Origin of the sequence: Tolumonas lignilytica (genome assembly GCF_000527035.1) — a bacterium.
Taxonomy (GTDB): Bacteria; Pseudomonadota; Gammaproteobacteria; order Enterobacterales; family Aeromonadaceae; genus Tolumonas; species Tolumonas lignilytica.
Genome location: NZ_AZUK01000001.1, coordinates 2,797,798 through 2,824,289, shown reverse-complemented (window position 1 = coordinate 2,824,289; position 26,492 = coordinate 2,797,798). Strand labels below are relative to the sequence as shown.

Sequence of the window (26,492 nt, the reverse complement as noted above, 5' to 3'; positions counted from 1 at the left end):
AGATATTGCAAATTCATTATCCATGTTTTTATTCACTGTTCTAAACTTAATAACTAGTTTTTACTCCATATAAAATTCAGTCAATAAAACATGCAATTATGTGTCGAACTTGTTACCCTCACCAATTACGACATGAGCCAAGTTATAAGTAGCTTGGTTTTTACAGATATTCAGTAGGTTATCGGATTCTCTTATGATTCCTCGTTCATCATATTTCAAAACGGCACTATTCAGTCTTCTGGCTGCGTTGATTGTATTGTCGATTCGGTATTTTTATAGTGCCAACTCTGCTGCGTCTGACAGTGAGGTATTGACGAGTACCACCTTTCAGGGGCAGGCAATCCATACTTTGTATAGCGTCAAAATCACAGGCACTCTTCCTGAAAACAGTGCTGAATTGGAACACGAAATCAAAGATGTACTAGAGCGGGTTAATAATGAAATATCAACATTCAAACCCGATTCTATATTATCCAGCTTCAATAAATATCAAGGTTCCGAACCCAGACCGATTAGTACCGGTATGGCCGATATTATTACAACGGCATTGCGGATTGGGAATGAATCTCACGAAGCCATGAATGTAACCGTCGGGCCATTGGTTAATTTATGGGGATTCGGGCCTGATAAAAGCAAAAGAGGCATTATTCCGAGTCAGGCTCAAATAGATCAAACCAAACAAAAAGTGGGTTTGAAATATCTCAAGCTGATCAGCGAAAGCAGCGGTTACAGCTTACAGAAAGAGATCCCTGATTTATATGTGGACTTATCCTGCCTTGGTGAAGGATATGCAACTCAGCAGTTGTCATATCTGCTTGACCATAAAGGTATTACTAATTATTTAATTTCAGTGGGTAATGCAACGTTTGCCCGTGGAGTAAACGCAAAAAACAAGCCATGGAAAATTGCCATCCGCACCCCCACCGATGAAGATTTTGATGTGCAAAAAGATGCCATCAACCTGCAGGGATTTGATGTAAGTACCTCCGGCAGCTATCTAAATTATTTTGAGAAAGATGGCAAAAGATATTCCCATATTATTGATCCTGCCACGGGCAAGCCTATTGAGCATAATCTTGCTTCGGCAACCGTCATCGCTCCGACTCCGTTGGAGGCTAATGGCTGGGATATCAGTATGATGGTCCTGGGGCCTGAAAAAGCGATCGCACTGGCGAAAGAAAAAGGGTTGGCAATCTATCTGATCATGAAAACAGAGAAAGGTTACACCACCTATATGAGCCCTCAATTTAAACAATTTTTGGTTAGAAACAGTGAAGGTAGCTGATGGCATCCAGACAAATTTGTATTTTTATTGGCGGTCCGTTCGACGGAGAAGCGATAGCCGTACCTACTGACCATAATGTTGTGGAGGCGCAGGATCAGAAAAGGCCAGAAAAACGACTGCAATATCAGCGTAGAACACTGATTGTTAATGAAAAACAGTTTTCAGTATTTGCATTGCACGATACCACTGAGCAACAAATTGAAAAGGTAAAACAGCGCTGGAGTGCTTATTTTCAGTAAACTGGCACTGAAAGTGCCTTTCCACAATCATTCCTGTCCTTAAGTTGGTTTGATTTCGCGTCTGGGCACCAGTATCTCTGCTTCAACCTTAACGGTTAAACGTTATTACTGGTGATCACGGTGCAGTCTAATTGAGCAAAATACTCTTTTAATTCGGAATTGTCTGGAGAACAGATCAGGTAATCCAACCTGTCTGACGGTAAGAATGGGTAAGGTGCCAATGCTTCGATTTTGTCATCAGTACACAGTGCTGCAATTGCACCCGATCTTGACGCTACCTGACGTTTAAACTCCCCATCCTGGTAGTAGATTGCACTAAACCCAATATCGGAAGACCAGCCACAAACGCCCATAAAACAAAGATCAAACCGGAATTTGTTCAATGCATCTACGGCTGTAATATCAATCGCCCCGCCGACGGCATAGTTTAATTCCCCACCGATCTGAATGGTTCGGATATGTTGTCGTTCCAGTAAGCGTGTGGCAATCGCTGGGCTGTTGGTGACAACGGTCAGCCCTAAATCGTTAGGTAGCAAACTTGCGAGCAACATATGGGTGCTGCTGGCATCCAGGAAAATGACTTGATCCCGTTTTATGATGGATAAAGCTGCAACCGCTAATGCTTGTTTTTCACTATTACGATTTGCCAAACGTTGCTCTTGCGTGCCCGTCGGAGGGACAAGAGACAGCGCTCCACCATGAATTCGTTTACACAGCCCCTCATTAGCAAGAAAACGCAAATCACGACGGATCGTCGCTTCAGTAGCACTGAGCTGCATCGCTAAATCGGTTGCCATCACTTTATTGTGTGATTTCAACAGACTCAGAATTAACTGATGGCGTTCTTCCGGCGAAAATTTATCCATTATCATGCTTTAGTGATTGCGACTGTGAGTCAGTATAAATGAACAGGCTCCATGTTCATATTTGTTCATTTAGAGCATATCGCTAATTAACACTTGAAGGACATTGACGACCATGCCCTTCAGAATGAATCAGTTAGCATTTCTTTTGCAGTTTCAAGAATTGCAAGATGGTGTGCATCACTGCATCTTCATCATTAGAACGAGTTATGAAGTTCGCCGCGGCTTTAGTTTCTTCAAACGCATTTCGCATTGCGAAACTAAAATGAGCACGTTCCATCAGTTCGATATCATTGAAACCATCGCCGAAAACCATGGTTTCCGCTTCTGTTGTGCCAAGCAGTGCTTGTAACCGTTCCACTGTAGTTCCCTTGTGCACACCCGCGTTCGCGATGTCGATCCAGGCTGCTTCGGAAACGACGATATAAGCTTGATCATCAAATCCTGAAAGCTGTGGGCGAATTGCCGGACACTGTTTATTTTCATCATAGACAGTTATTTTGACAAAATCGGATTCGATATCTTTGTAGTCATCGACCAGTTCGACTTGTGCATATGAACGTCTCACCAGTGTACGCAAATGCTCTGGTATATCCCGTTTGATTGCCGCAAATTCTGGCGTGCAGGCAATCACAATATGAGAGCCTTCAATTGCCTCTAATTGACCAATGATATCAAGCCCCAGTGTATTGTTGAGGAGGGACTGATAAACATATTTTCCCTGGTGTTTAATGCGTGTCGCACTGTCACCCAGTATCCAGAAATCCTTACTCTGTTCCCCGAACAATTCTTCAACGCGTTCAACCTGTTTGCCTGTACAAGGTGCAAATTTCACCCCGTGTTCGCGCATCATTGCAACAACATCTTGAAAAAGCTCACGGTTGTAATCGCCATGACTATTCAGAAAAGTCCCATCCATATCAGTAATAATTAATTTGATCACAGTGTTTCCCCATTCATGAAAGCGGTTTTATTACAGCAATATGAACACACACAAACCAAAACATCAACGCGTAAAGATATAAAATGTTTATATGTGTTCATTTTTGTTTGTTTTTATGTATACTCATCACCAAAAGTCATCGTTGGCTGATGAAACCATTAACCAAACAATTTCACAGTCTGAATAATCTATAAGGCGATAACACATGGATGAATTTCAAAAAATGAAGACTGGGGAACCTTATAACCCTGCTGACACAAAGCTGGTTGAATTACGAGTTCAGGCAAAACGGCTATTAGATAAATTCAATCATTCTTTGTATGACGATAAAGATAAACGACAACACATTCTCAAGACATTATTGGGTTCGATGGGAAATAATGTTTCTATCAACAGACATTTTTATTGTGATTATGGCTGTAATATTCATCTCGGTAATAATTTCATCTCGGTAATAATTTTTTTGCTAACTATGACTGTGTGATCTTGGATTGTGCAGAGGTCATTTTTGGTGATGACTGTATGCTGGGCCCTCAAGTTGGGATCTATACCGCGACCCATCCACTCGATCCCAAAGAGCGCGCCAGTGGCATTGAGTTCGCCAAGCCGATTCGCATTGGAAATAACTGCTGGATTGGTGGTCATGCCACATTAAATCCAGGGATAACGTTAGGAAATAATGTAGTTGTCGCATCAGGTAGTGTTGTCACGAAAAGCTTTGGTGACAATGTTGTGATTGGCGGAAACCCTGCGCGAATTATTCGTGAAATTAAATAATTAGCGGCCAGAATGCAGGAAAAGATCATGGATCATTCTCTTGGTGAAACTGTTTTAGATGAAATTAAAATCCGCGAAGGCGTGAAAATAGTCGCGGAACAACTGAATCAGCAATTTGATGATGCGGTTGTTATTACCGTGGTTCCGGGGGGAATATTGTTTACGGCAGATCTCGTTCGGATGTTGTCCTTCGACATTAATATGGATTATATCTCCTGCCCACATACCCCCGGAGACAGAAACAATAGCTCGCAGATTGTGTATCACCAAAATATCGACATTAGAGGGCGGAATGTCATTTTAATTGATGACGCGATTGAATCTGGTGGTACCATGAAACGCTTAGTTGCGTTTTTAACGAAGAATTTTGATGTCAAATCTTTATCGATAGCAACGCTATTTGTGAAACCTGGGCGGGTTGATATCCCCGTTCCGCAGTATTTTGCTTATGAAATGGAAAATGACGATTTGTTAGTCGGTTACGGCTTACCGTGGCAAGATAAGTCACGCAACCAGCCTTTCATATCAAAAGTGGTCAGGCAACACTAAAATTCATGAGGCTGAACTCGAAAAAGCATCATTCAAGATCTCGATTTCTTAAAGATAAGATTTCTTAATTTTAAAAATTAAATTTCTTGAGAAGAATGATGCTTATTCACATTTTTATAATGTTCGCTCCATACACTGGCATAGACCTATCATAGCCAGAGAATTGGAGACTCAAGGTGATACCAACACACAGAATAAAATTCACTCACCTTATGTACGTCATGATCGCACCGGTCATTATTCTTTTTTGCATCAATATAGTCATTTCCTTTTTGATCAGTCAGCCAACAAAAGACATGCTGGAAGTTGTATCCGGCAAAGTCCATCATATTATTGACTGCGAACACTTAACCCATAAATATACAAAGATTTTGGTGACCACCGCTGAGCATCAGGAAAAAGAGATCATTTCGCGGTGCGAACCTGAATTGAAAAATATTTCTGAAAACAATGAAATTAAAATTAAATATGCAAATCAGTTTTCATTTTTATTACCAAAAACGACGAAAGTCATTTATGAGTTATCAGTAAACAACCAACAGATCATTAACTATGAAAATGTAAAAGAAAGAGAAAACAGAATAACCAATCGAAATATGTTGATGACATTACTCCTTGTCATTATTTATCTGCTGTTTTTTACGAATCGTCCCAAACGCCTGCTAAACATATAAATCAAGCACTGGGGTCGTTTGGCGGAGCAGTATTAACCTGTTTAGTCATAGTCATGTTCTCTTAGTGAATTCATCCTAAGAAAGAAAAAAGATAAATTGTTTTAAATTTTAAGCCTGCGTTAAGTTTCGTTAGCTAAGGTAAGAGTGGACTATTTGGTGTATATCGGAGAACCATCATGAGCGTTGGAAACATTCAAGTGTCATCCCCTGCCGTGCCATTGACTCCTCAAAAAATACAGCAACACCCCCCTGTCGCAGCGACAAAACAATCAGCGGTAGAGGAAGCGCAGGAATCCCCTAAAGAAAGAGCGGCTGAAGCGAATAAGGGCGAATCAATCGATACATACGCTTAATAAATGAAGAACTTAACGGAAATTATCAGGATATTTTAAGCGAATAAACTGATACAGTTTCAACACTAAAGGGAATTAACTGAGAATTCATTTATGTTCAAATACTCAATTATTACGTCAATTTTATTGTCAGTATCTATTACCGCCTCCGCCAAAAGTCGGTTTACTGAATATGGTGATATCGCCAGTTTAGCTCTGCCAGCAATCGCTGCCGGATTGTCGTGGCAACAAGATGATAATGAAGGTTTAATTCAGTTTGGCGAAGGTTATGTTGCCACAATGGCAACCAGTGAAGCGCTGAAATTCAGCATTCATGCTAAACGCCCTAATGGTGAAGACCACAGCTTTCCGTCGGCCCATACTGCTTCCGCTTTCTCGGCAGCCAGTTATTTACAGCAGCGTTATGGCTGGAAGTATGGTGTTCCTGCTTATACTGCTGCTGCTGCCGTGGGCTGGTCGCGCGTCAATGCCAAAGAGCATTACTGGCGTGATGTTATAGCCGGTGCCGCTATCGCCACTGGGTTCAGTTATGTATTTACCACTCCACAAGATAAGAAGCTGGCCATCGCGCCGACTATATTCTCAGACAGCAGCCCTGGCATATTAGTGAGTTATAACCTCTGATCATCATAAAGCCTCGAAACAATCGAGGCTTTTTTATTCTGCAGACTGGAATGTGATGCTCAAGACATCAGTGGTAATTTGTATTTTTCCAGCATGCGATAGAGTGTCACTCTGGAGACACCCAACTGGCGCGCCGCAGCCATCACATTGTATCCACTCGCTTGTAATGCGCGTTGCATAGCCATTACATCAGCTTCCGCGCGGGCCTCTGCCAATGTAGCGCCCGGCATCATGGTCGATTCGGGATATTGCAACTCGCTTTCCAGTTGTAAATCCTGAGGGCCGATGACTCGCTTATCACACATGACGAGTGCCCGTGCAATCCGATTTTTCAGTTCCCGGACATTCCCCGGCCAGCAATACGATCTCATCTGTTGCAGGGCAGCAGGGCTAAACCCTCGAACCTGAGGGTTCAAATCTGGCGCCAGATTACACAAGAAATGATAAGCCAGTAACTCAACATCCCCTCGCCGCTCCCTCAAGGGCGGAAGCTCTAAATCTAAGACACAAAGACGAAAATAGAGATCTTTGCGAAATAATCCCTTTTTGATGTCTTCACGCAGATCCCGATTTGTCGCCGCAATCACGCGTAAATCTACTGGCTGGGTAGTGGTACTGCCCACACGCATGATTTGACGTTCTTGCAGGAAGCGCAGGAGGTTAACTTGTAACACCAATGGTAGATCGCCAATTTCGTCGAGAAATAACGTTCCCCCTGCTGCGGCTTCAATGTAACCAATCTTACGAGAAACCGCGCCGGTAAAGGCCCCTTTCTCATAGCCGAATAACTCCGACTGAATCAGATCAGCAGGAATGGCACCACAATTCACCGCAATGAACGGACCATGCTGCCGTTGAGAGTGTTGGTAGATAATGCGAGCCGCAAGCTCTTTGCCTGTCCCGCTTTCCCCAACCAGCATCACTGAGGTATCCACAGCAGCAATTTTCTCTAATTGATGAAATACCTTTCGCATGGCCGGACTTTCACCAATCATACAACCGTGCCCTGTTGCTACCATGCCACATTGTTGCGGAGACAAACTCCGCAACCTCGCCATGCCATAGGCATGACCCAGTGCAGCCAAAAGCCGCGAATCATCTACCGGCAGGGTATGGTAGTCATACAGATATTTTGCCAGCAAATCACAAATCGCAGGCTGTTGGATTTGATCAGAAGGAATTAAGCCAATCCACTCCATGTTGTTGCAGGTTTGAGCCAGTAAGGATTCATATTCTCGATCAATATTCTCATCCAAGCCCAAACTATCAAGCAGGATAATGCCCACCCGAGGATGTCGTCGTTCATACCACTCTATCGCTTCATTTACCGTACTCGCTGCATAGGGTTGCCATCCGGCGGCAAGCGCTGATTCTGGCATGATCCATACCTTAGCTGTACGCAAACAAAGCAGATCGCGCACTTCCATGAACGTCACCTTTATTGTATTTCAGGCAGCTAATTCATTTTAAGTATCGAAGATGACCGATCCGGTTGCCAGTTCAGTACTGGTTAAAAACTCAAAATATCTGCTTATTTTGATATCGCCATCAATAATCCGAGTCAGCGATTACAGCGGGATTTGTTTCAGTTCTGATACAACCCAAAATCAACACTTTTCATTTAAATTCAATTTGTTATGAACAAAATGAATTGATTCCTGTAACTCAGCCTTAACACTTTCACTTACCCATTCGGGAATTTATTAATTTTTTACTTATATTTCAATTGGTTATATATACGGCCTGAAACTTGTATGGAAAAGGTTGTGTCTTTCACCTGTATTGATGCCGAGGTTGTAGGCCAAGTTCGCTACAGATGTATCGGTCAAAAATTCAGGAGCTGTTTCCACACATGGAAAAGGAATGCATTATGAAAAGTAAGTTTAATATTAAACCGCTGCTTACACTATTGATGGCATTGTCCCTCGGTGGGGCCGCATTCATGTCCGCTCCCGCTTTTGCCGACAATCCATTTCAACTAGATGGTAATGCTGTGTCGAATGAAACCGGACATCCGTCAGGCGATGACTGGGATGTAGTTAATACGACCGGAGGTGCTGCAAAAGCAAAAACCGGCCTTATTATTGATCGACCAGAACCAATACAGTCAATCTTTACCGGTGGTGGCTCCAAAGACCAACAGGATATTACAGCCTGGAAATGGCGCACTGGTACACCATTATCAAAAGATGATTTGACTCACGCTTATGCAGCCGCATATGTGCAGGATAACAATGATTTCATTCTGGTATTTGGAATGGATCGTTATGACACCAGCGGTAATGCCCAGCTGGGTTTCTGGTTTTTAAAAGATCAAGTCCAGCCAGTTGCGGGTGGAACTTTCTCTGGAAAACATCAGGATGGCGACGTGCTGGTGTTAGTGAACTTCTCTAATGGTGGTACAGTCCCAACCATTAACGTTTTCCAATGGCAAAGCGGTCAGACTGTTGCTGTCGGAGCAGGCGGTGCCGTGAAATGTGACGGCTATATTCCTGCAGGACAGAGTTTCTGCGGTATCACCAATGCAACATCGGTTGCAGCACCATGGAGTTATGAGAATAAAGACGTTGGTGTGACCAATATGTTTCCTCCGGGAGCCTTCTTTGAAGGTGCCATTGATCTGACTCAGTTGTTACCTAACGACAGTCCTTGCTTTACCAACTTCCTGGCAGAAAGCCGCAGTTCAACCTCCATTACGGCAACCCTGAAGGATTTTGCAATGCCGTCTGGTGGATTTAACGTCTGTAAGATTGCTGTGACTAAGGCCTGTACACAACCGACTTTGAATAGCGCACAAGATCATATCATCTATGCTATTCAGGGACAGGTAACCAACAGTGGCTTCGGAACAGTCTACAATGTTGCACTTAGCGACAGCCCTGCTGCCGATGGTACGTTCCAGCAGGTTGATTGTACTACCGGAGCAAGTTTAGGTAGCTTCCCACTAAGTACACTGGGTAGTGGCGAAAGTGTCTGTTACAAGAACACCATGACCGTACCATTGGCTCAAAATGGTACGACTGACACCGTTTCTGCAACAGCCAATACCGCAGATGCGGGCGCCGGTGTGACACTGAATAGCTCTGCACAGGCGCAATGTCCTAATTTGTCGATCAGCCCGGCAATTCAGGTCACAAAAAATTGCTCTACCGCCATCACCACTGCAGGCGGAACTGTTGCCGCCGAAGTGAATGTCTCCGGTACTGTATGTAACACGGGGGATACCCGTCTGGATAATGTCCTGGTAACCGATAGTGAGGTTTCAGGTGCATTGGTTGGCCCAATAAGCCTGCCGAAGAGCGGTTCCGTCGGTGATTGTGTGCCTTATTCCGGCAGCTATATGCCGACTAGTGCTAGCGATGCCACCGGCACAGCCACGACAGATCCAAGCAAAGTAATCTTCAAAGATACCGCCACAGCGACTGCGACAGATATCTTCGGAGGTGATGTGACCCCGTCTCAAGTTCAAGCAACTTGCCCACTGTGTACATGCGCAGCAGCAGGTACTTGTAACTAATCAGATAATCCTGTACTTCGATCTGGTTCAGGAATAAAAAAACAGGCTCTATAAAGAGCCTGTTTTTCCTCCGCAAATCTTACGGCTATTTTTTGCCTTTCGTACTCGTGGTTGTCGTACTGCTGCCTACGGTTACTGTTACGGTGGCACTGGCTGTCTTGATCCCATCAGAAATCTGGTAGCTGAAGCTATCTGTTCCTGCATACCGTCTCACGGGCACATACTGAATGGTGCCATTACTATTGATGGTTGCTGTGCCATGAGCCGGAGTGGTGACCGAAACAACTTTCAGCGCTTGACCATCTGGGTCGTAATCGTTGCTCAATACTGCGATAGTAACGGCCGTGCTATCTGCTGTTGTAGCAGTATCAGCCACAGCAACCGGAGCTGTATCGGCAGCCGCACTGACGACATAGGTTACAGTTGCACTGGCATCATACCCTGTTACTGTCGCATTGCTTGCCGTCAAATTGATGTTGTAATACCCATCAGCAGTGCCGGTTGGTGATGTTACACTTAATGTCGTACTGGCACTTTGGCCGGGAGCCAAAGTCAGCGCGGTCTGAGCAAAACTGGCAGTCCAGCCTGTCGGAGCTTGTGCCTGCAGATTGAACTGAGAGCTGCTGCAGCTGCTGTTATCGCTGTTGGTCAGCGTCATGGTATAGCTAACAGGCGTACCAGGTGCTACCCACGCGCTTTGTACCGGAGTCAGCGCAATGGCAGGCTTAGCATGCTGGCAAGTTTGCGGGCCTAACTCGACAGTGACACTGGCTTGTGTTCCATTGGTCCAGTCAGTTGTGATGGTGACGCCCGCATTGCTATCTACATAGGTCATGCCACTCGCCAGTGCATGATCACTCCAGTCGTAATAACCGATACTGTTGCTGTTTGGAGTCATGTCCAACAGATAGCTGGTTCGGCTATCGCCATCCACCCCGGTGCGAACTACGACACCATTGAGCACATTCGTGTTACCGGCCAGAAAACTGTCGCTGCCGATAGCTTGGCGATATTCAATGTAATACCATTTTGGTAACCCACTGGTTGGATCAACCCCCATAGGGATTCTTAATGCTTTAACTCCACCGTCGTTTACTTCATACGGTGTTAATGTATAGGTGCCGCTTGCACTGACCGTGGTGATTGCGGGTGATGAACCATAACCTAACCAGCCTAACTGTAATTTCTGGAATGGTGCCATATGACCGGCAACATAGTTGCCCATGATATCGTCACGATCACCGTATTCGATAGACTGACAGGAAGTACCCAGTGTGGTCGCGCCACACTCCAGCGCATGGGAATGTTGCAGCCCGAAGTTGTGACCCATTTCATGACCGATGGTGGAAACCTGCATGGAGCCGTTGATCCAGCTTTGAGAAGGCGAACCGCCAACTGTCCCCATGCCAGTCCAGCCACACGCACTGGTATTCGGGAAAATATAAATCTTGTGCTGGTAAGCAGACAGATTGGCTCCCGCATTGGTAGCTGCTGCATCGGCCTGTTGCGCAATAGTGGTGGTATCACAATTGGTACTGTCTACCGCAACCGTAAACCAGCCCAGCACATCACCACTTAGCCATGTCTGCTGATAAGAGTCTTCAAGAAAATAGTTGCTGACATTGGTAAAGACCATGCTGCGTGCCTGATCGACAGTCCATGGCTGATTAGTCGGGGCATCCTGAAAATTGACCAGCATGACTAAGGTTTTTTGCTCACCAAACGTGTTGGGCTGAACCGTTACCCCGCTCGTTGTGGTTGAACTGGTGCTACCATTCAGTGCTTCCATTTGCAGAGCACTCTGATCCAACACCAGATTATTATCGATCTGAATCCCTTTCACGCGGGCATGACCACCACTTTGCAGTGCAGGCTCATCACCGGTGAAGTGTAATTCCAACTGCTCACCTGCCGTTGTATTCAAAAAATGGCGCAGTTTGTGGCTGCCATCAGGATAATCTTCATAAGCAACCAACAATTGACCTTCATGGGTTCGCAGTTGTTCTAATTGTGCCTGGACGCTGTTTGGCATACCCAAAGCAGCCTGAGCTGGTAAAGCCGCCTGCACAACCGTCGCAGGGTTGTCTGCCAGCAATTTAAGCATGAGATCTTTACGTTGTGCGACCAGCGATTGTATTTCATTGAGCAGATTGGCTTGCTCATTTTCATCAGCTTGACGATAGCGCGCCATCAACTGAGCAAGTTCTGTGGTTTGTTGTCTTAATTGAGAGGGATAGACCGCTGAAGCCGCTTGTGTTGCCGGTTCAGCCATTACTGGCGTAGGCGTATAAGCTCCGCCTAGCCCGCCGAGTGCCGTCAGCAACAATGCAAACCGGCGAACACGAGCAGACAAGCCAAAACCAGCCGCTTTGGAAGCGCATAGAGATATCATTTTGGGTACCCTCAAGTAAAAAAACCTCGAAAGCGCCCAAAACGCAGCGTTTTTTACGCGCTCCTTCGGTAACCCAGCCATCCACTGTAGATGCAGTGGACCTGTGGCTTTGCGTGCACCCGGTTACCCGGGGCTTGCTATTTCGGGAGTGCTTTCGATGGTAACTGAATCGAAAAATTCGACCCCACGCTTACATACAGACTCATAGTGTATCTGCGACAGAATGAACTCGGTGAAACCAAGAGAATCACTGGATTCATCCCATGTAAACTTGCCGCAATACTAACAAGAAAACCGATCAAGACAAAGTGAAATTGATCATTTTTTAAACAAATCTTTACGTAAGCTAACACTTCCTCAGTGCTGTTTCCTGACTAAAATTCAAAGCGAAGAGGTAATAAATAAACAGATATTCATGACTTCAACCCGCGAATAGAACCTGGTTCGAGCTGAAAAACAAAATTTATTTTTTGTTTAAAATAAAATCATTTATATACAATGAGATAGATAAAAAAATTGATACATTCACAAACGAGAACCATGATTCATTTGTTTCTCCTTCATAATATCTTAAACAATCAGCGATATTCCCTTTAACAGCAGATGATAGGCTTCGGGTTCAAACTGGTGTAATCCTCTGGCTGCAATGCAAACAATCAGCAAATTAAAAACAACATATTCACCAAAACCAGCAACCGGAATTCGGATAGGATTAATACTGCATTTTTGTTTTAACGGCCAAAACAGCGTCACACCATTTTTTCCGATAAGCATGTCGCCAATGATATGACTGATATAACCAACACAGATGGCATTGCTATAACTTGGTTTCAGAGAAAAGGCCATGAAAGTAAAATGCAACACCGCCACCGCAAACAGGCTGTGTGTAACCGTACGGTGACCTAAGATTTTATGAAATGGTTTACTTAACATCGGCACTATTCGTCCGAAGGAGCTTTGGGGAGAATCGAGATCTGGCAACAGCGCGCCAATGAACCCCAAACAACACGCAACACACAGATTACCAACCAAACCCGGTACAAATTTATCGACCATCAAGACACTGAATACTGCAAATGCCTGATGCGTTTTTGCCATCATAACGGTTACAACTTAATTATGTGTTTATATACAGTTGTTTGATGGTAACATTGCGCAACTGTAACGTCAGCTACACATTCAGAATGTCTGACTGATTGGTTAATCTTTACACGCTATGAATTAGTTTTATTGTTTTGATCTGTGGCTACACTCACCTCTATTTCCTTGAAGACCACTTGATATAGAGCCCCAAACGTATCTGGATCAGAGCATCGCCCTGCTTCCGCTTCAAGACGCCGCAACGCATGCGTCGCATTTTCTGAGGTCTGAATGGAAATAAGGTAGTGAAGTGTGAGTTTGGCAATCTCCAGCTTATCTTGGTTAGACATAGCGAACTCCTAGATTGCGAAAGCTGTATAGCTATTAAAACTGTAGTCGTTTTAATCCAGAAAACATCCCTCGCCAGTCACGTTTCCGCATAAACTAGCTTCTGTTTTTTTATTGACGGAAAAAAAATTTACCAGCGTTAAAAATAGGCACGAATAAACAATAATAGTTCACATTCTCAATGATGATGGTTGTCTGATCTATAATTTGTATGTCTCACCCGACAAAAGGAATGATGTATGAAATATCTAATGAGTTCCGTAGCACTTTTCTTCTTGCTTCTGACTGGTTGTGGCGGCGGGGGCAGTGGTATGGACTCAACGTCCCAGATGAACTTGTCTGTCTCTGATGCACCGGTCGACAGCGCCAAAAAAGTTTGTATTGCCATCAACAGCCTGCGGCTAAAACTGAATGGCGCAACCACCGAATCAGTATGGAGCAATTTAAATCTCATCCCAACAACCAACAATGATGGTTGTTTACCTACCGGCTATACCATCCCTCAGGATTCATCAGGCAATCCGGCTTTCTTGTATCTGGATTTGCTGAAATATCATGATGGCGCCAAGCATGCTCTGCTGACAAATACCGCCATTCCCAGTGGCACCTATGAACAACTGCGTCTCATGGTTGAAGACGGACGCACCAACTTCCTCAATGACCTGACGGGAGCTGCAACCACACAACCGACTTCTTATGTCGAAGAGTCAGACGGTACAATCTTGCCGTTACAAGTCCCGAGTGGCGAAGTCAAAACCACGACCCCATTTACTGCGTCTATTGGTGGCGTTCTTTCGTTTCAGTTAGAGTTTAATTTGCGTCATGCACTGGTGTTACCCAACACCAATAATACCCCCTACTACAAACTGAAACCGACCGGCGTCAAATTACTCACTGTCAGTACACTGAGCACCATCACGGGTAATGTGAACAGCCTCTATTGCAATGGCGATCTGAGTGCAGCCGGTGTCTATCTCTACAACAGTGATAGCATCACGCCACCCTATCTGGGGATCGACTATGATCCAGCCAATGGCGGGCCCGTGTTAACATCTTTAATCTCGACCACCAATGGTGTCAGTTCTTATCAACTGAATTATGTCGAACCGGGCACTTACGATGTGGTGCTGGTCTGCAATGCAGCCAGTGATACACTCACCGATAATGGCAATGAAAGCAGCTTTGTTCCCACGGTCGCCGAAGCTCATACAGGCATATTGGTGCCAAGCAGCACAGGCTCGACAACCCTCACTAATAACTTTGTCACACCATAATGTTCAAGCACCGGCCAGCGCAATACTGGCCGGTTTCATCACCAGTTCAGTGTTGCTAATACGTCTGCAATCGCTTCCATTTCCTGCTGGATTTCAGGCGTAAAGCGGGCATATTTCGGGCTATCAATATCCAGCACAGCCACGACACGATCGTTTACGATGATCGGCACCACTAATTCTGAATTGCTGGCACTGTCACAGGCAATATGACCAGGGAAGGCGTGCACATCCTCCACTCGCTGTGTGGTTCCGGTTGCTGCCGCGGCACCACAAACGCCCCGACCAACCGGAATACGGATGCAGGCAACCTTACCTTGAAACGGACCAAGCACCAGTTCGCCTTCACGCATGATGTAAAAGCCAACCCAGTTGATATCAGCAAGATATTCATTAAGTAGCGCACTGACATTCGATAAATTGGCGATCAGATCAGGCTCACCATGCACTAATCCTGAAATCTGCTGAACAATTTCACCTTCTAATTGCTGCATACAATTTCGACCTTAAGAAAAAATAAGAGCAAATCATAACGCCAGAAAAAGAAGAAGCCAGCACACTTCAATAGAATGCAGGTTTTTCATGCAGTTATAAAAAGATTCGGAAGCCTTAAATCAGTTTTATCGACAGATGACGCCCAATACCGGGCCTTATGACGCACCTTCTGCATATCGCGGTCAATTTAGGGTTCTGAAAAAGATCGTTGCGGTCTTTGGCAAACAGAATCCATGCTTCCTGTAATAGATTGGATATCATGGCAATCCGAGGGTTAAAACCCCCGGATTTAGTTCGTTTGTGACACATAACCAAAAGTCGAGTGACTACCTGTTTACTCCTATTTCTTGATTTCGTGTCCGATAATGCCACCGACAGCCGCACCGCCAAGAGTACCGACTGTACTACCTTCAGTCAGTATGGCACCCCCGACGGCGCCGATACTGGCACCAATCGCGGTATTTTTATCCTGTCTCGACATGTTTGAGCAACTTGCCACGCTAAACAGCATAACTATTACCACAGCGCATTGGGTTAAACGATATGCCATCTTCATAGGATTACCTCTAGATGCTGATCACAATGATCCATAAAATGGATACGTTTCACATCAGCAAATATCTCTATCGGCAACCATTTTTTCTCTTCTGATAACCACATTTTGCACTATGTAGTGATATTTACAGTTTGTGATCTGGCCCAGCATTACTGGACACCTCACTAAACGAGTAAAATAACTCATATATGCATTAATCTGACTCACCAGAAATATCAGTTTAATTTGCTATTTAACACAGCCATGACTGCATCCGGTGCTTGCTCGTAATCGTGCAGCCCTTTCGCCCGCAGCTTGCAGGACGGGCATTCACCACAACCATCGCCAATGATGCCGTTATAGCAAGTCAGCGTGTTCTGCCGCACATAATCGAGACGACCAATCTTGTCTGCCAACGCCCAGGTCTCCGCCTTGTTCAGCCACATTAGCGGCGTTTCAAAACGGATGTTTTTCTCCATACCCAGCACACACGCCTTGTTCAGCGCTTTGACGAAGTCATCCCGGCAATCAGGATAGCCAGAGAAATCGGTCTCACACACACCGGTGATCACGGTATCAGCACCGACCTGATAGGCATAAATTGCAGCCAGCGTTAAAAACAGAATGTTACGACCCGGTACGAAGGTATTCGGCAAGCCATTTTCCTGCAGTTCGTTGCTGACCGGAATGGCATCCCGCGTCAGCGCCGACACCGCAAGCTCGTTCAACAGGCCAACATCCAGCACTTTATGCGCAGCCAGATTGAGATCAGCGGCGATCTTTTTGGCCACTTCAATTTCCAGTACATGCCGCTGACCATAATCAAAGGTAATGGCATGTACTTCATCATACTGCTGCACGGCATAGAGCAGACAGGTCGTGCTATCCTGTCCGCCGCTGAATACCACGACTGCTTTACGTTTCGTCTGACTCATAACTTATCGACCTGTCTTTCCGACACGCGTGATACGCTGACGATTGCCCGCAGGACGCGCTTTTTTACGCGGGGCATCATCATGCAAACGCTGACGGGCGTTTTCCCAGCCTTTTTCATCATCCCGGTCACGAGATACAGGCGGGGCAGCCCGTTGAACTTTAGCTCTTACCGGTGCTGATTCCGTGATTTCGACAACCGCGTCATCACCTTGTAAAACACTACGTTCACGATGACGGCGGACAGCACGGCGGATCTGCGCAGCCTGTTTGAACTGGCTCTTACGATCATCAACCGCAAAAACTTTACTGCGCTCTTCTGGTGGCAACCCCACCAGCTTACGCAGATAGTTCACCTGCGGCAGTTGTAATTCCTCCCAACCACCGCGGGGTAAGGTTTTTTCCAGCTTGATATCGCCATAGCGAACACGCATCAGACGGCTAACCTGCACATCCAGCGATTCCCACAAACGACGAACTTCGCGGTTACGACCTTCGCAGAGGGTCACGTTGAACCATTGGTTCAAACCTTCGCCGCCCATCGCAACGATCTTGTCAAACTTGGCCGGACCATCTTCCAGTTGCACACCGTGGCGCAGTTTCTGCAGCATGCCTTCGGTGACTTCACCGAACACTCGCACCGCATATTCACGCTCCACTTCATGGCTTGGATGCATCAATCGGTTCGCCAGTTCACCATCGGTAGTGAACAGCAACAGCCCGGAGGTATTCACATCCAGACGCCCTACCGCCACCCAACGCGAATCTTTGATCCGGGGTAACCGGTCAAACACGGTCGGACGCCCCTCAGGGTCATGACGAGTACACATTTCCCCTTCCGGCTTGTGATAAGCCAGCACACGACAGATCACATCATTCACAGTCGGTACTGCGATCTGATGACCATCCACGCGGATCACATCTTTTGCTTCAACTCGATCACCCAGTGTGGCAACTTTGCCATTGACACTGACGCGACCTTCGCTGATCACTGTCTCCATCTCACGACGGGAACCCACACCCGCTCGAGCCAGTACTTTTTGCAGTTTTTCGCTCATGCTTTGCCTCAATCATTCAAACGGTGTCGGATCTCCGGCACCGAAGCGTACCACTTTAGGCTCATCTTCTGAAAAATCGACAACGGTCGTCGGCTGTTCGCCTTGCGTTCCGCCATCAACGATCAAATCAACAACTTTTTCCAGCTTTTCACGGATCGCTTCCGGATCCGCTTCCGCCAATGCCTGACCGGGCAGGATCAGGGTGCTGGACATTAACGGTTCACCCAATTCCACTAACAGTGCTTGAGCAATCTTATTGGTCGGAACTCGTATCCCGATGGTTTTCTTTTTCTCGTTCATCAGGCGACGCGGTACTTCCTTGGTCGCTTTCAGAATAAAAGTATAGGCACCCGGCGTATTATTTTTAATTAAACGGAATGCCGTATTGTCTATTTTGGCATACACCGATAATTCAGAAAGATCACTGCACAGTAACGTGAAGTTATGTTCCCCTTCCAGATGCCGGATGCGACAAACCCGCTCCAGTGCATTTTTATCACCAATCAGACAGCCCAAGGCATAACCAGAATCTGTCGGATAAACAATCACACCGCCCTGGCGAAGAATACCAACCGCCTGATTAATCAGCCGTGTTTGTGGATTAACCGGATGAACAACAAAATATTGACTCATAATTCCTCCCCATTCGGGACGTCAGGAAATGCAGAAAATGCATGCCAGACGGGGTCAACATCCTTGGGTAACCACAAGTTTTTTCCTAACTCAACCCAAGGTAGCGGTGCATGAAAATCTGAGCCAACAGATGCCATCAAACCATAATCCCGGCAATATTGACCCAAGGTTGACCGCTCCTGCGGACTTTGCTGACATAAACTCACTTCGATGGCATCGCCACCAGCTTCTTTAAATAATACCAGAAGACGTTTCAGCCACTTAGTAGAAAGTTTATAGCGTGCAGGATGTGCCAATACGGCTTTTCCGCCAGCAGCATGAATAACCGAAACCACTTCTTCAATCGATGCCCAGTTATGCGGCACATACGCACGGGCACCGCGCGCCAGATAACGATCAAACGCGTTCTGCATGGTTTTACAATGCTTTTGTTCTACCAGATAGCGGGCAAAATGCGCTCGGGTCAGCATACCGTCACCTGCCAGTGCCTGTGCACCCTCATAACAACCGGGAATGCGGTTTTTCTCCAATCGGCGCCCAAGTTCAATACCGCGTTCTGTACGCGCATTTTCTTGTCGAGCCAGTAAGGCCAGCAACACCGGATGATGAATATCCACATCTAAACCCACGACATGAATTTCGATAGCATCCCAGGTACAGGAAATCTCGACACCCGGCACCAGAAACAAAGGCAGATTATTTTCATGAATGGCGGCCTGAGCCAGAGCAATGCCAGCTATCGAGTCATGGTCTGTCAGTGCAAGAACATCGACTTCTTTTTCAACGGCTCGGGCCATCAGCTCCATGGGCGATAACTTGCCATCAGAGCAGGTCGAGTGGCTGTGTAAATCTATTCGCATTCATGTTCTCGTGGTTCAATTGTAAAAGGAGCTTGACAAGCTGGTGTCAATATAGTTTAACTGTAACCACTTTAACTGAACTTGGTTTTTGAAAATGACTTTTAACCAGACCCAAACCTTTCGTTGGTGGTGGCACACTCCTTAAAGCGGGTGTGGGGTTTCGGCTATTTTCAAAAAATAAAGCAGACAGAATTCCCAAAAAGGCCCGCTAGCATAGCGGGTCTTTTTTTTATACGCAAAAAAATACAGGGACGAATAAATGATTCAGCGACATAAACAAACATGGCGATGGCAAAAAATCTGAATAACTGACTGTTAACTATGAATTTTTGTCAAAGGAGTAATGCCATGAAATTATTAATTGCGGGAGTACAACAATGAGCCCTTCTCTCCCTACCGGTCAACGTCTCACTCTGCGTGAGAAAGCCCACTATGTCGCTGATCCATTAGAACTTTTCACTCAACTGACCGAACCAGCCGACAACAGCCTGCTGTTGGAATCCGCCGAAATTGATACCAAAACCGGCACCCAGAGCATGTTGTTGATTGATGCTTGTGTGCGTATGGTCTGTCAGGGGCATGTCGTCACTGCCACCGCGCTGAACAGCAATGGTGAGGCTGTACTGAATCTGTTAAGCAGCACCTTGCCTGACGAAGTTAACAAACAACGTAACTCCACCCAGTTACAATTGACTTTCCCGCAGATTAGCGGAATTCAGGATGAAGACAGCCGCCTGAAGGCGCTTTCTGTACTGGATAGTTTACGCACCCTGCTGACTCACAGCATCGATGCAGAGGCAGTGAATCTGTTCCTTGGCGGTATCTTCGCGTATGACCTGATTGCCAATTTTGAACAACTGCCTGATGTCGAAGATAGTGATAATACCTGCCCGGATTTCTGCTTCTATGTGGCAGAAACCCTGATCCAGATCGATCACATTCGCAAAACCACCCATCTGCAAGCAGCACTGTTTGGTGGTGAATCTGGCGCTCACGAATTGCCACGGCTGCAACATCGTCTGGCGGCACTGAAAGAGTATTGCAATCACTTCCGCCCGAATGGCATCTCTAAAAAAGAAGCGCTGCCTTCACAGCTGAATGTGGATAAGAGCGATAAAGCGTATTGTGCTGATGTAGAAAAACTGAAAGGTAATATCCGTAAAGGCGATATCTTCCAGGTGGTGCCATCACGCTGCTTCAGCCTGCCGTGCCCACAGCCACTGTCTGCTTACCGCGAACTGAAACGCACCAACCCAAGTCCCTATATGTTCTATATGAACGATCAGGATTTCACCTTGTTCGGCGCCTCACCGGAAAGTGCGGTCAAATTTGAACATAAGAGCCGCCAGGTGGAAATGTATCCGATTGCCGGTACCCGTCGCCGCGGCCTGAATGCTGATGGTTCTGTGAATCTGGATCTGGATGGCCGCCTGGAGCTGGAACTGCGTCAGGATGCTAAAGAAACCGCCGAGCATCTGATGCTGGTCGATCTGGCGCGTAACGACATTGCCCGCATCAGCGAACCAGGCAGTCGTTACGTCAAAGATCTGCTTAAAGTCGATCGTTACAGTCACGTGATGCATCTGGTTTCCCGTGTTGTTGGTACCTTGCGTCATGATCTGGATGCGCTGCACGCCTATCAGGCCTGCATGAATATGGGCACATTGACAGGGGCCCCTAAAATCCGGGCTTCTGAGCTGATCCGCGAAGTAGAACAAAAACGTCGTGGCAGCTACGGTGGTGCCGTGGGTTATCTCAACAGCGATGGCGATATGGATACCTGCATCGTGATCCGCTCTGCCTTTGTGAAAAACGGCATTGCTTATGTGCAGGCCGGTGCCGGTGTGGTGTTTGATTCCAAACCACAGGCCGAAGCGGATGAAACTCGCGGCAAAGCTGCTGCGGTGCTGAATGCCATTGCGCTGGCACACGGAACCACCCTTGCTGAAATTACCGCCCAGGCCACACAGGCTGCTCAGGTTAACAAGGAGGCTGCCCATGCTTAATACCATCTTCCTGTTGGATAACTTCGACTCGTTTACCTATAACCTGGTGGATCAGTTCCGCAGCCTCGGTCATACCGTCAAAATTTACCGTAACAATCTGCCAGCCCATCAGATTTATGAACAGATCATGGCCAGTGCCGATAATCCGGTACTGGTGCTCTCTCCCGGTCCCGGTGCGCCGCATGAAGCGGGCTGCATGATCGAACTGATTGGATTGTGCCGTGGTAAAGTACCCATCATAGGTATCTGTCTCGGTCATCAGGCTATTTGTGAATATTACGGCGGCACGGTAGGTTCCGCTGGTGAATTTGTGCACGGCAAAGTCTCGAAAATCGAACATACCGGCAAAGACATGTTCACCGGTATGAATCAGCCATTACCGGTGGCCCGTTATCACTCGCTGGTGGCGACTTATGTCCCCGATGAGCTGGAAGTGATCGCTCGCTATCAAGAAATGCCGATGGCTGTATTGCATCGCGCCGATCGCGTACTGGGTTTTCAGTTCCATCCTGAATCGATTATGACCACCGATGGCGCTAAACTACTGACCCAAAGTCTGGCGTTTGTCACGGCCACAGACAAGGAGGTCTGAGAATGACAGTTTCTCTGGAAGGTTTATACCGCGGTGAATCACTGACCAGCATCGAAAGTGAACAGCTGTTCGGTGAATTATTGCGCGGCGAGATGGATCCTATCGTGCTTTCATCGTTGCTGACTGCACTGAAAGTCAAAGGTGAAAGCCCGTCTGAAATTGTCGGCGCAGCCAAGGCACTGATTGCCGCCGCCAAGCCGTTTCCTCGTCCGGATTATGAGTTCTGCGATATCGTCGGCACCGGTGGTGATGGCCTGCATACCATCAATATCTCCACCACGGCGGCACTGGTCGGTGCAACTTGCGGTATCAAAGTAGCTAAACACGGCAATCGCAGCGTGTCATCGAAAACCGGCTCTTCCGATCTACTGGACAAACTCGGCATCAAACTGGATATGAGCCCGGAAACCGCACGGCATTGTCTGGATGAGGCCAACGTCTGCTTCCTGTTTGCGCCGCAATATCACAGCGGTATGCGCTTCGCAGCGCCGGTGCGTCAGGCACTGAAAACCCGTACTATCTTTAACGTGCTCGGCCCGCTCATCAATCCGGCGCGTCCAACCTATCAGCTAATGGGTGTCTATTCTGCTGACCTGCTGGAACCGATCGCTGAAACCTTACGCGAACTGGGTCTGCACAAAGGCATGGTTGTCTATGGTAGCGGTTTAGATGAAATCGCCGTGCACGGTGAAACACAGGTAGCCGAAATTCAGGGCGAGCATATTCGCTATTACACGCTGACTCCAGCCGATTTTGGTCTGAAATACCACACGCTGGAAGCCATTCGCGGCGGTGAGCCGGAAGAAAACCGCCAGATCACAGAAAACCTGCTGGCTGGTAAAGGCACCGAGGCTCAGCAAACAGCGATAGCTATCAATCTGGCGCCACTGCTGAAAATGGGCGGTCTGGTTGAAAACCTGAAACAAGGTGCGGAAATGGCAATCGAAACCCTGCGTAGCGGTGATGCATTAGATAAAGTCACTCAGCTCGCCACCCTGAGTCACAAGGAGTAACAGGATGTTGTTTAATCAGGCGCTCGCCTCAACGGTGCTGGGTAAAATTGTCGCTGACAAGGCACTGTGGATTGCCGCACGTAAAGCTGCGCAACCACTGGAAACTTTTCTGACATCACTGACACCGAGTGATCGTGATTTTGTGAATGCTTTGCGCGGCAAGACGGCCTTTATTCTGGAGTGCAAAAAGGCGTCACCATCCAAAGGGCTTATTCGGGATGATTTTTCTCCTTCAGCCATTGCCAAGGTTTACGGTCGTTATGCGTCCGCAATTTCCGTGCTGACCGATGAAAAATACTTCCAGGGCAATTTTGCTTTCCTGCCGCAAGTACGCAAAGAAGTCTCGGTACCGGTGCTGTGCAAAGATTTCATCATCGATCCGTATCAGATCTATCTGGCACGCCATCATCAGGCCGATGCGATACTGCTGATGTTATCGGTGTTGAACGACGAACAATACCGTGAGCTGGCAACAGTCGCCAAATCACTGAACATGGGCGTTCTGACCGAAGCCATCAGCGAAGAAGAGATCGAGCGCGCTATTGCTTTAGGTGCAGAAGTCATTGGCATTAACAACCGTGACCTGCGTGATCTGAAAATCGACCTGAATCGTACCCGCGAGCTGGCACCGCTGGTGCCGAAAGATCGCGTGGTGATTTGCGAGTCTGGCATCTATCATCATGCACAGGTCAAAGATCTAGCACACTATGCCAACGGCTTTCTGGTCGGCAGCTCACTGATGGAAGAGGCCGATCTCGACATGGCCTGTCGTAAACTGATCCTCGGCCAGAACAAGGTTTGCGGCCTGACTCGAACCGAGGATGCGAAAACCGCTTATACCGCAGGTGCCGTCTTCGGTGGGTTGATTTTCGTGGAAGGCAGCCCGCGTTGTGTTTCTGTGGCTCAAGCCAATGCTATTACCGACGCTGCTCCGCTGAATTATGTCGGTGTATTCCGTAATGCCAGCAAAGAAACCATCCAGTCTGTTGTTGAAACACTGAAACTGTTTGCTGTGCAGCTACATGGTGATGAAACTGAGTCGTATATTAAGCAATTACGCTCTCTGATCCCCGGCTGTCAGATCTGGAAAGCAATTGCTATATCCGACTCATTACCCGAGCTGAATTACAGTGCCGATCGCCTGTTGCTCGACAGCAAAGTAGGCAATCAGAGTGGCGGTACTGGCCACAGCTTTGACTGGTCGCTGCTGGCCGATTTACCGAAAGAAAAACTGATGCTGGCCGGTGGCATTAACCCGGACAACATCGCCGCTGCGGTCAAAGTTGGCTGCCTCGGTCTTGATCTGAATTCCGGCGTCGAAAGTGCGCCCGGCATCAAAGATGCCGACAAAATCCAGCGTGCCTTTGTAGCACTGCGTAACTACTGATTTTTGTAAAAAGGAATTGCAATGACTTTACTTGACCCGTTTTTCGGTGAATTTGGCGGGATGTACTCCCCGCAAATTCTGATGCCAGTGCTGCTGGAGCTGGAAAAAGCATTTGTTGACGCCAAGGATGACCCTGAATTTCAGGCTGAATTCCAGCATCTGTTAAAAGAATATGCCGGACGTCCAACGCCACTGACACTGTGTCGTAATCTGACCAAAGGCACCAAAACCAAACTTTATCTGAAACGTGAAGATTTGCTGCACGGCGGCGCGCACAAAACCAATCAGGTACTAGGTCAGGCGCTGCTGGCCAAACGTATGGGAAAAACCCGCATCATCGCCGAAACCGGCGCAGGTCAGCACGGCGTCGCGACTGCATTGGCGTGTGCACTGTTAAACCTGCCTTGCCGCATCTACATGGGTGCCGTTGACTGCGAACGCCAAAAACCCAACGTGTTCCGTATGCGTTTGATGGGTGCTGAGGTAGTACCGGTACACGCCGGTTCGTCCACACTGAAAGATGCCTGTAACGAAGCGATGCGTGACTGGACTGCAAACTACAAAGATACCCATTACATTCTGGGTACGGCCGCGGGCCCGCATCCCTTCCCGACTATCGTGCGTGAATTCCAGCGCATGATCGGTGAAGAAGCCAAAGCGCAGATCCTAGATGCGGAAGGCCGTCTGCCTGATGCCGTCGTTGCCTGTGTCGGCGGTGGCTCCAATGCCATCGGTATGTTTGCGACTTTCATTGAGGAAGAAGGCGTTCGTCTGATTGGGGTTGAACCTGCCGGCTTTGGTATCGAAACCGGCAAACACGGCGCACCGATTGGTCATGCGCCTAAAGGCATCTATCTGGGGATGGTCTCTTATCTGATGCAGGATGAAAATGGTCAGGTTGAGGAATCCCACTCGATTTCTGCCGGTCTCGACTTCCCATCCGTAGGGCCGCAGCACGCATATCTTTCTTCGATTGGTCGCGCGCAATATCCATCGGTCACTGATAAAGAAGCACTGGAAGCCTTCCAAGAGCTCTCTCGCCATGAGGGTATCATTCCGGCACTGGAATCATCCCACGCGTTGGCCCATGCGCTGAAAATGGCACGTTCTGAGCCGGAAAAAGAACAGATCCTGATCGTCAACTTATCCGGTCGTGGAGACAAAGACATATTTACGGTAGCCAACGTACTGGAAGGTGAAGGAGCACTGTTATGAGACGTTATAGCAAACTGTTTGAACGTCTGAATGCGGCTAATCAGGGCGCATTTGTGCCTTTCGTCGCGATTGGCGACCCGACTCCGGAACTTTCTGAACAGATCATTGAAGCCCTGATTGCTGGTGGTGCTGATGCTCTCGAATTGGGTATTCCCTTCTCAGATCCGGTCGCGGATGGCCCGACTATTCAGGATGCCGCCACCCGCGCACTGAAAGCACATACCACCCCGGCGATCTGCTTTGATATTCTGGCTCGCATCCGCGCCAAATATCCGGATCTGCCTATCGGCCTGTTGCTGTATGCCAACCTGGTTTATACCCACACAGCAGAAGACTTCTTTAGCAAAGCCAAGGCTGCGGGTGTGGACTCCGTACTGATCGCTGATGTGCCAGTGGAAATGTCAGCGCCATTTAAAGCGGCAGCGGATAAATTCGGTGTAGAAAGCATCTACATTGCGCCACCCAATGCTGACGATGCCACACTGAAACGTGTCGCTGAACTAAGTTCCGGTTATACCTATCTGCTGAGTCGTGCCGGTGTCACCGGTGCGGAAACCCGTGCGCAGATGCCGGTTGATCACTTACTGAAAGCACTGAAAGAGTTTGATGCGCCGCCCGCATTGCTTGGCTTTGGTATCAGCGAACCAGAACAGGTTCGTGCAGCCATTGCGGCTGGTGCAGCCGGTGCCATCTCAGGTTCTGCCGTGGTCAAAATCATAGAGCAACATCTTAGCGAACCGGCTGTTATGCTGGACAAGCTGACCCAGTTTGTTCGCACGATGAAAGCGGCTACCGTCCGCTGATAAATTCAGACTCCCTCACTCTTGGGGGAGTCTCTTTAATGCTGTTT

Annotated in this window: 28 protein-coding genes and 1 riboswitch; of the genes, 16 read left to right on the top strand and 12 right to left on the bottom strand. The window is 47.3% G+C overall.

The features are described 5' to 3' along the window. Positions 1–193: 193 nt before the first annotated feature. Positions 194–1,285, top strand: coding sequence for an FAD:protein FMN transferase (locus tag H027_RS0113170; protein WP_024872924.1), 1,092 nt, complete (start codon positions 194–196; stop codon positions 1,283–1,285). Then, the gene (locus H027_RS0113165; protein WP_024872923.1) at positions 1,285–1,524 is read left to right on the top strand and encodes a hypothetical protein; all 240 of its coding nucleotides are present in this window, start codon (positions 1,285–1,287) and stop codon (positions 1,522–1,524) included. The genes H027_RS0113170 and H027_RS0113165 overlap by 1 nt, the downstream gene beginning before the upstream one ends. Before the next feature lie 95 nt (positions 1,525–1,619). On the opposite strand, the gene H027_RS0113160 is transcribed toward H027_RS0113165, so the two are convergent. Together H027_RS0113160 and H027_RS0113155 are read right to left on the bottom strand one after the other, a co-directional pair. Beyond that, complete coding sequence (locus tag H027_RS0113160; RefSeq protein ID WP_024872922.1) at positions 1,620–2,390, bottom strand: DeoR/GlpR family DNA-binding transcription regulator; 771 nt, start codon at positions 2,388–2,390, stop codon at positions 1,620–1,622. Positions 2,391–2,523: 133 nt separating this feature from the next. Continuing rightward, the gene (locus H027_RS0113155; protein ID WP_024872921.1) at positions 2,524–3,330 is read right to left on the bottom strand and encodes an HAD family hydrolase; all 807 of its coding nucleotides are present in this window, start codon (positions 3,328–3,330) and stop codon (positions 2,524–2,526) included. A gap of 205 nt (positions 3,331–3,535) precedes the next feature. Between H027_RS0113155 and H027_RS19270 the strand changes: the two genes are divergently transcribed. The 6 genes from H027_RS19270 (at position 3,536) to H027_RS0113130 (ending at position 6,307) form a co-directional block, all read left to right on the top strand. Continuing rightward, positions 3,536–3,814, top strand: a complete 279-nt coding sequence (locus tag H027_RS19270) for a maltose acetyltransferase domain-containing protein (protein WP_272912551.1) — start codon at positions 3,536–3,538, stop codon at positions 3,812–3,814. Positions 3,815–3,852: 38 nt separating this feature from the next. Continuing rightward, positions 3,853–4,107 carry a DapH/DapD/GlmU-related protein gene (locus tag H027_RS19265; protein WP_272912550.1) on the top strand — a complete coding sequence of 85 codons (255 nt, stop codon included), beginning with the start codon at positions 3,853–3,855 and terminating at the stop codon, positions 4,105–4,107. Positions 4,108–4,134: 27 nt separating this feature from the next. After that, on the top strand, positions 4,135–4,656 hold the full coding sequence (locus tag H027_RS0113145; RefSeq protein ID WP_038149290.1) for a phosphoribosyltransferase: 522 nt from the start codon (positions 4,135–4,137) through the stop codon (positions 4,654–4,656). A 176-nt stretch (positions 4,657–4,832) separates the two neighbouring features. Continuing rightward, a complete protein-coding gene (locus tag H027_RS0113140) occupies positions 4,833–5,330 on the top strand; it encodes a hypothetical protein (protein WP_152536723.1) in 498 nt (165 codons plus the stop codon). A 176-nt stretch (positions 5,331–5,506) separates the two neighbouring features. Beyond that, entirely contained in the window at positions 5,507–5,683 is a 177-nt protein-coding gene (locus H027_RS18925; protein ID WP_161632459.1) for a hypothetical protein, read from the top strand. 93 nt (positions 5,684–5,776) lie between these two features. Then, positions 5,777–6,307: a phosphatase PAP2 family protein gene (locus H027_RS0113130; protein WP_024872918.1), complete on the top strand. Its 531-nt coding sequence runs from the start codon at positions 5,777–5,779 to the stop codon at positions 6,305–6,307. 59 nt (positions 6,308–6,366) lie between these two features. Here the strand turns inward: H027_RS0113130 and H027_RS0113125 are convergent, their stop codons facing one another. After that, entirely contained in the window at positions 6,367–7,734 is a 1,368-nt protein-coding gene (locus tag H027_RS0113125; protein WP_024872917.1) for a sigma-54 dependent transcriptional regulator, read from the bottom strand. A 443-nt stretch (positions 7,735–8,177) separates the two neighbouring features. On the opposite strand from H027_RS0113125, the gene H027_RS0113120 reads away from it, so the two are divergent. Continuing rightward, positions 8,178–9,824, top strand: coding sequence for a hypothetical protein (locus tag H027_RS0113120; protein ID WP_024872916.1), 1,647 nt, complete (start codon positions 8,178–8,180; stop codon positions 9,822–9,824). An 85-nt stretch (positions 9,825–9,909) separates the two neighbouring features. Here H027_RS0113120 and H027_RS17870 read toward each other — a convergent pair whose 3' ends face one another. From H027_RS17870 to H027_RS0113105, 3 genes are all read right to left on the bottom strand, one after another. Continuing rightward, positions 9,910–12,216, bottom strand: a complete 2,307-nt coding sequence (locus H027_RS17870) for an Ig-like domain-containing protein (RefSeq protein WP_024872915.1) — start codon at positions 12,214–12,216, stop codon at positions 9,910–9,912. Between the two features lie 64 nt (positions 12,217–12,280). Further along, positions 12,281–12,365: riboswitch (cyclic di-GMP riboswitch) on the bottom strand. Between the two features lie 421 nt (positions 12,366–12,786). Beyond that, entirely contained in the window at positions 12,787–13,317 is a 531-nt protein-coding gene (locus H027_RS18445) for a metal-dependent hydrolase (protein ID WP_024872914.1), read from the bottom strand. Between the two features lie 113 nt (positions 13,318–13,430). Continuing rightward, positions 13,431–13,646, bottom strand: a complete 216-nt coding sequence (locus H027_RS0113105; RefSeq protein WP_024872913.1) for a hypothetical protein — start codon at positions 13,644–13,646, stop codon at positions 13,431–13,433. Between the two features lie 237 nt (positions 13,647–13,883). Here H027_RS0113105 and H027_RS0113100 point away from each other — a divergent pair, with 237 nt between their 5' ends. Next, positions 13,884–14,918, top strand: coding sequence for a DUF4382 domain-containing protein (locus H027_RS0113100; RefSeq protein WP_038149289.1), 1,035 nt, complete (start codon positions 13,884–13,886; stop codon positions 14,916–14,918). 38 nt (positions 14,919–14,956) lie between these two features. Here the strand turns inward: H027_RS0113100 and H027_RS0113095 are convergent, their stop codons facing one another. The 6 genes from H027_RS0113095 to rnm all read right to left on the bottom strand — a co-directional run bounded on the left by H027_RS0113095 (position 14,957) and on the right by rnm (position 19,429). Then, on the bottom strand, positions 14,957–15,409 hold the full coding sequence (locus tag H027_RS0113095) for a GAF domain-containing protein (protein WP_024872911.1): 453 nt from the start codon (positions 15,407–15,409) through the stop codon (positions 14,957–14,959). 341 nt (positions 15,410–15,750) lie between these two features. Beyond that, on the bottom strand, positions 15,751–15,960 hold the full coding sequence (gene osmB, locus H027_RS0113090) for an osmotically-inducible lipoprotein OsmB (RefSeq protein ID WP_202593489.1): 210 nt from the start codon (positions 15,958–15,960) through the stop codon (positions 15,751–15,753). Between the two features lie 221 nt (positions 15,961–16,181). Continuing rightward, the gene (gene queC, locus H027_RS0113085) at positions 16,182–16,880 is read right to left on the bottom strand and encodes a 7-cyano-7-deazaguanine synthase QueC (protein ID WP_024872909.1); all 699 of its coding nucleotides are present in this window, start codon (positions 16,878–16,880) and stop codon (positions 16,182–16,184) included. A gap of 3 nt (positions 16,881–16,883) precedes the next feature. Then, positions 16,884–17,936, bottom strand: coding sequence for a 23S rRNA pseudouridine(2605) synthase RluB (rluB, locus tag H027_RS0113080; protein ID WP_024872908.1), 1,053 nt, complete (start codon positions 17,934–17,936; stop codon positions 16,884–16,886). A gap of 12 nt (positions 17,937–17,948) precedes the next feature. Beyond that, positions 17,949–18,569 carry an L-threonylcarbamoyladenylate synthase gene (locus tag H027_RS0113075; RefSeq protein ID WP_024872907.1) on the bottom strand — a complete coding sequence of 207 codons (621 nt, stop codon included), beginning with the start codon at positions 18,567–18,569 and terminating at the stop codon, positions 17,949–17,951. Further along, complete coding sequence (gene rnm / locus H027_RS0113070; RefSeq protein ID WP_024872906.1) at positions 18,566–19,429, bottom strand: RNase RNM; 864 nt, start codon at positions 19,427–19,429, stop codon at positions 18,566–18,568. The genes H027_RS0113075 and rnm overlap by 4 nt, the downstream gene beginning before the upstream one ends. Positions 19,430–19,806: 377 nt before the next feature. Between rnm and H027_RS0113065 the strand changes: the two genes are divergently transcribed. Genes H027_RS0113065 through trpA form a run of 6 tightly spaced genes read left to right on the top strand, consistent with a single transcriptional unit; the run spans position 19,807 to position 26,445 of the window. Next, positions 19,807–21,435 (top strand): anthranilate synthase component 1, encoded by a 1,629-nt coding sequence (locus H027_RS0113065; RefSeq protein ID WP_024872905.1) that lies wholly within the window; start codon positions 19,807–19,809, stop codon positions 21,433–21,435. After that, entirely contained in the window at positions 21,428–22,027 is a 600-nt protein-coding gene (locus tag H027_RS0113060) for an aminodeoxychorismate/anthranilate synthase component II (RefSeq protein WP_024872904.1), read from the top strand. The genes H027_RS0113065 and H027_RS0113060 overlap by 8 nt, the downstream gene beginning before the upstream one ends. A 2-nt stretch (positions 22,028–22,029) precedes the next feature. After that, positions 22,030–23,040 carry an anthranilate phosphoribosyltransferase gene (gene trpD / locus H027_RS0113055; protein ID WP_024872903.1) on the top strand — a complete coding sequence of 337 codons (1,011 nt, stop codon included), beginning with the start codon at positions 22,030–22,032 and terminating at the stop codon, positions 23,038–23,040. A 4-nt stretch (positions 23,041–23,044) separates the two neighbouring features. Beyond that, a complete protein-coding gene (gene trpCF, locus H027_RS0113050; protein ID WP_024872902.1) occupies positions 23,045–24,427 on the top strand; it encodes a bifunctional indole-3-glycerol-phosphate synthase TrpC/phosphoribosylanthranilate isomerase TrpF in 1,383 nt (460 codons plus the stop codon). 21 nt (positions 24,428–24,448) lie between these two features. Then, on the top strand, positions 24,449–25,642 hold the full coding sequence (trpB, locus tag H027_RS0113045) for a tryptophan synthase subunit beta (protein WP_024872901.1): 1,194 nt from the start codon (positions 24,449–24,451) through the stop codon (positions 25,640–25,642). After that, complete coding sequence (gene trpA, locus H027_RS0113040; RefSeq protein WP_024872900.1) at positions 25,639–26,445, top strand: tryptophan synthase subunit alpha; 807 nt, start codon at positions 25,639–25,641, stop codon at positions 26,443–26,445. Before trpB ends, trpA begins: the two co-directional genes overlap by 4 nt. Positions 26,446–26,492 lie beyond the last annotated feature (47 nt).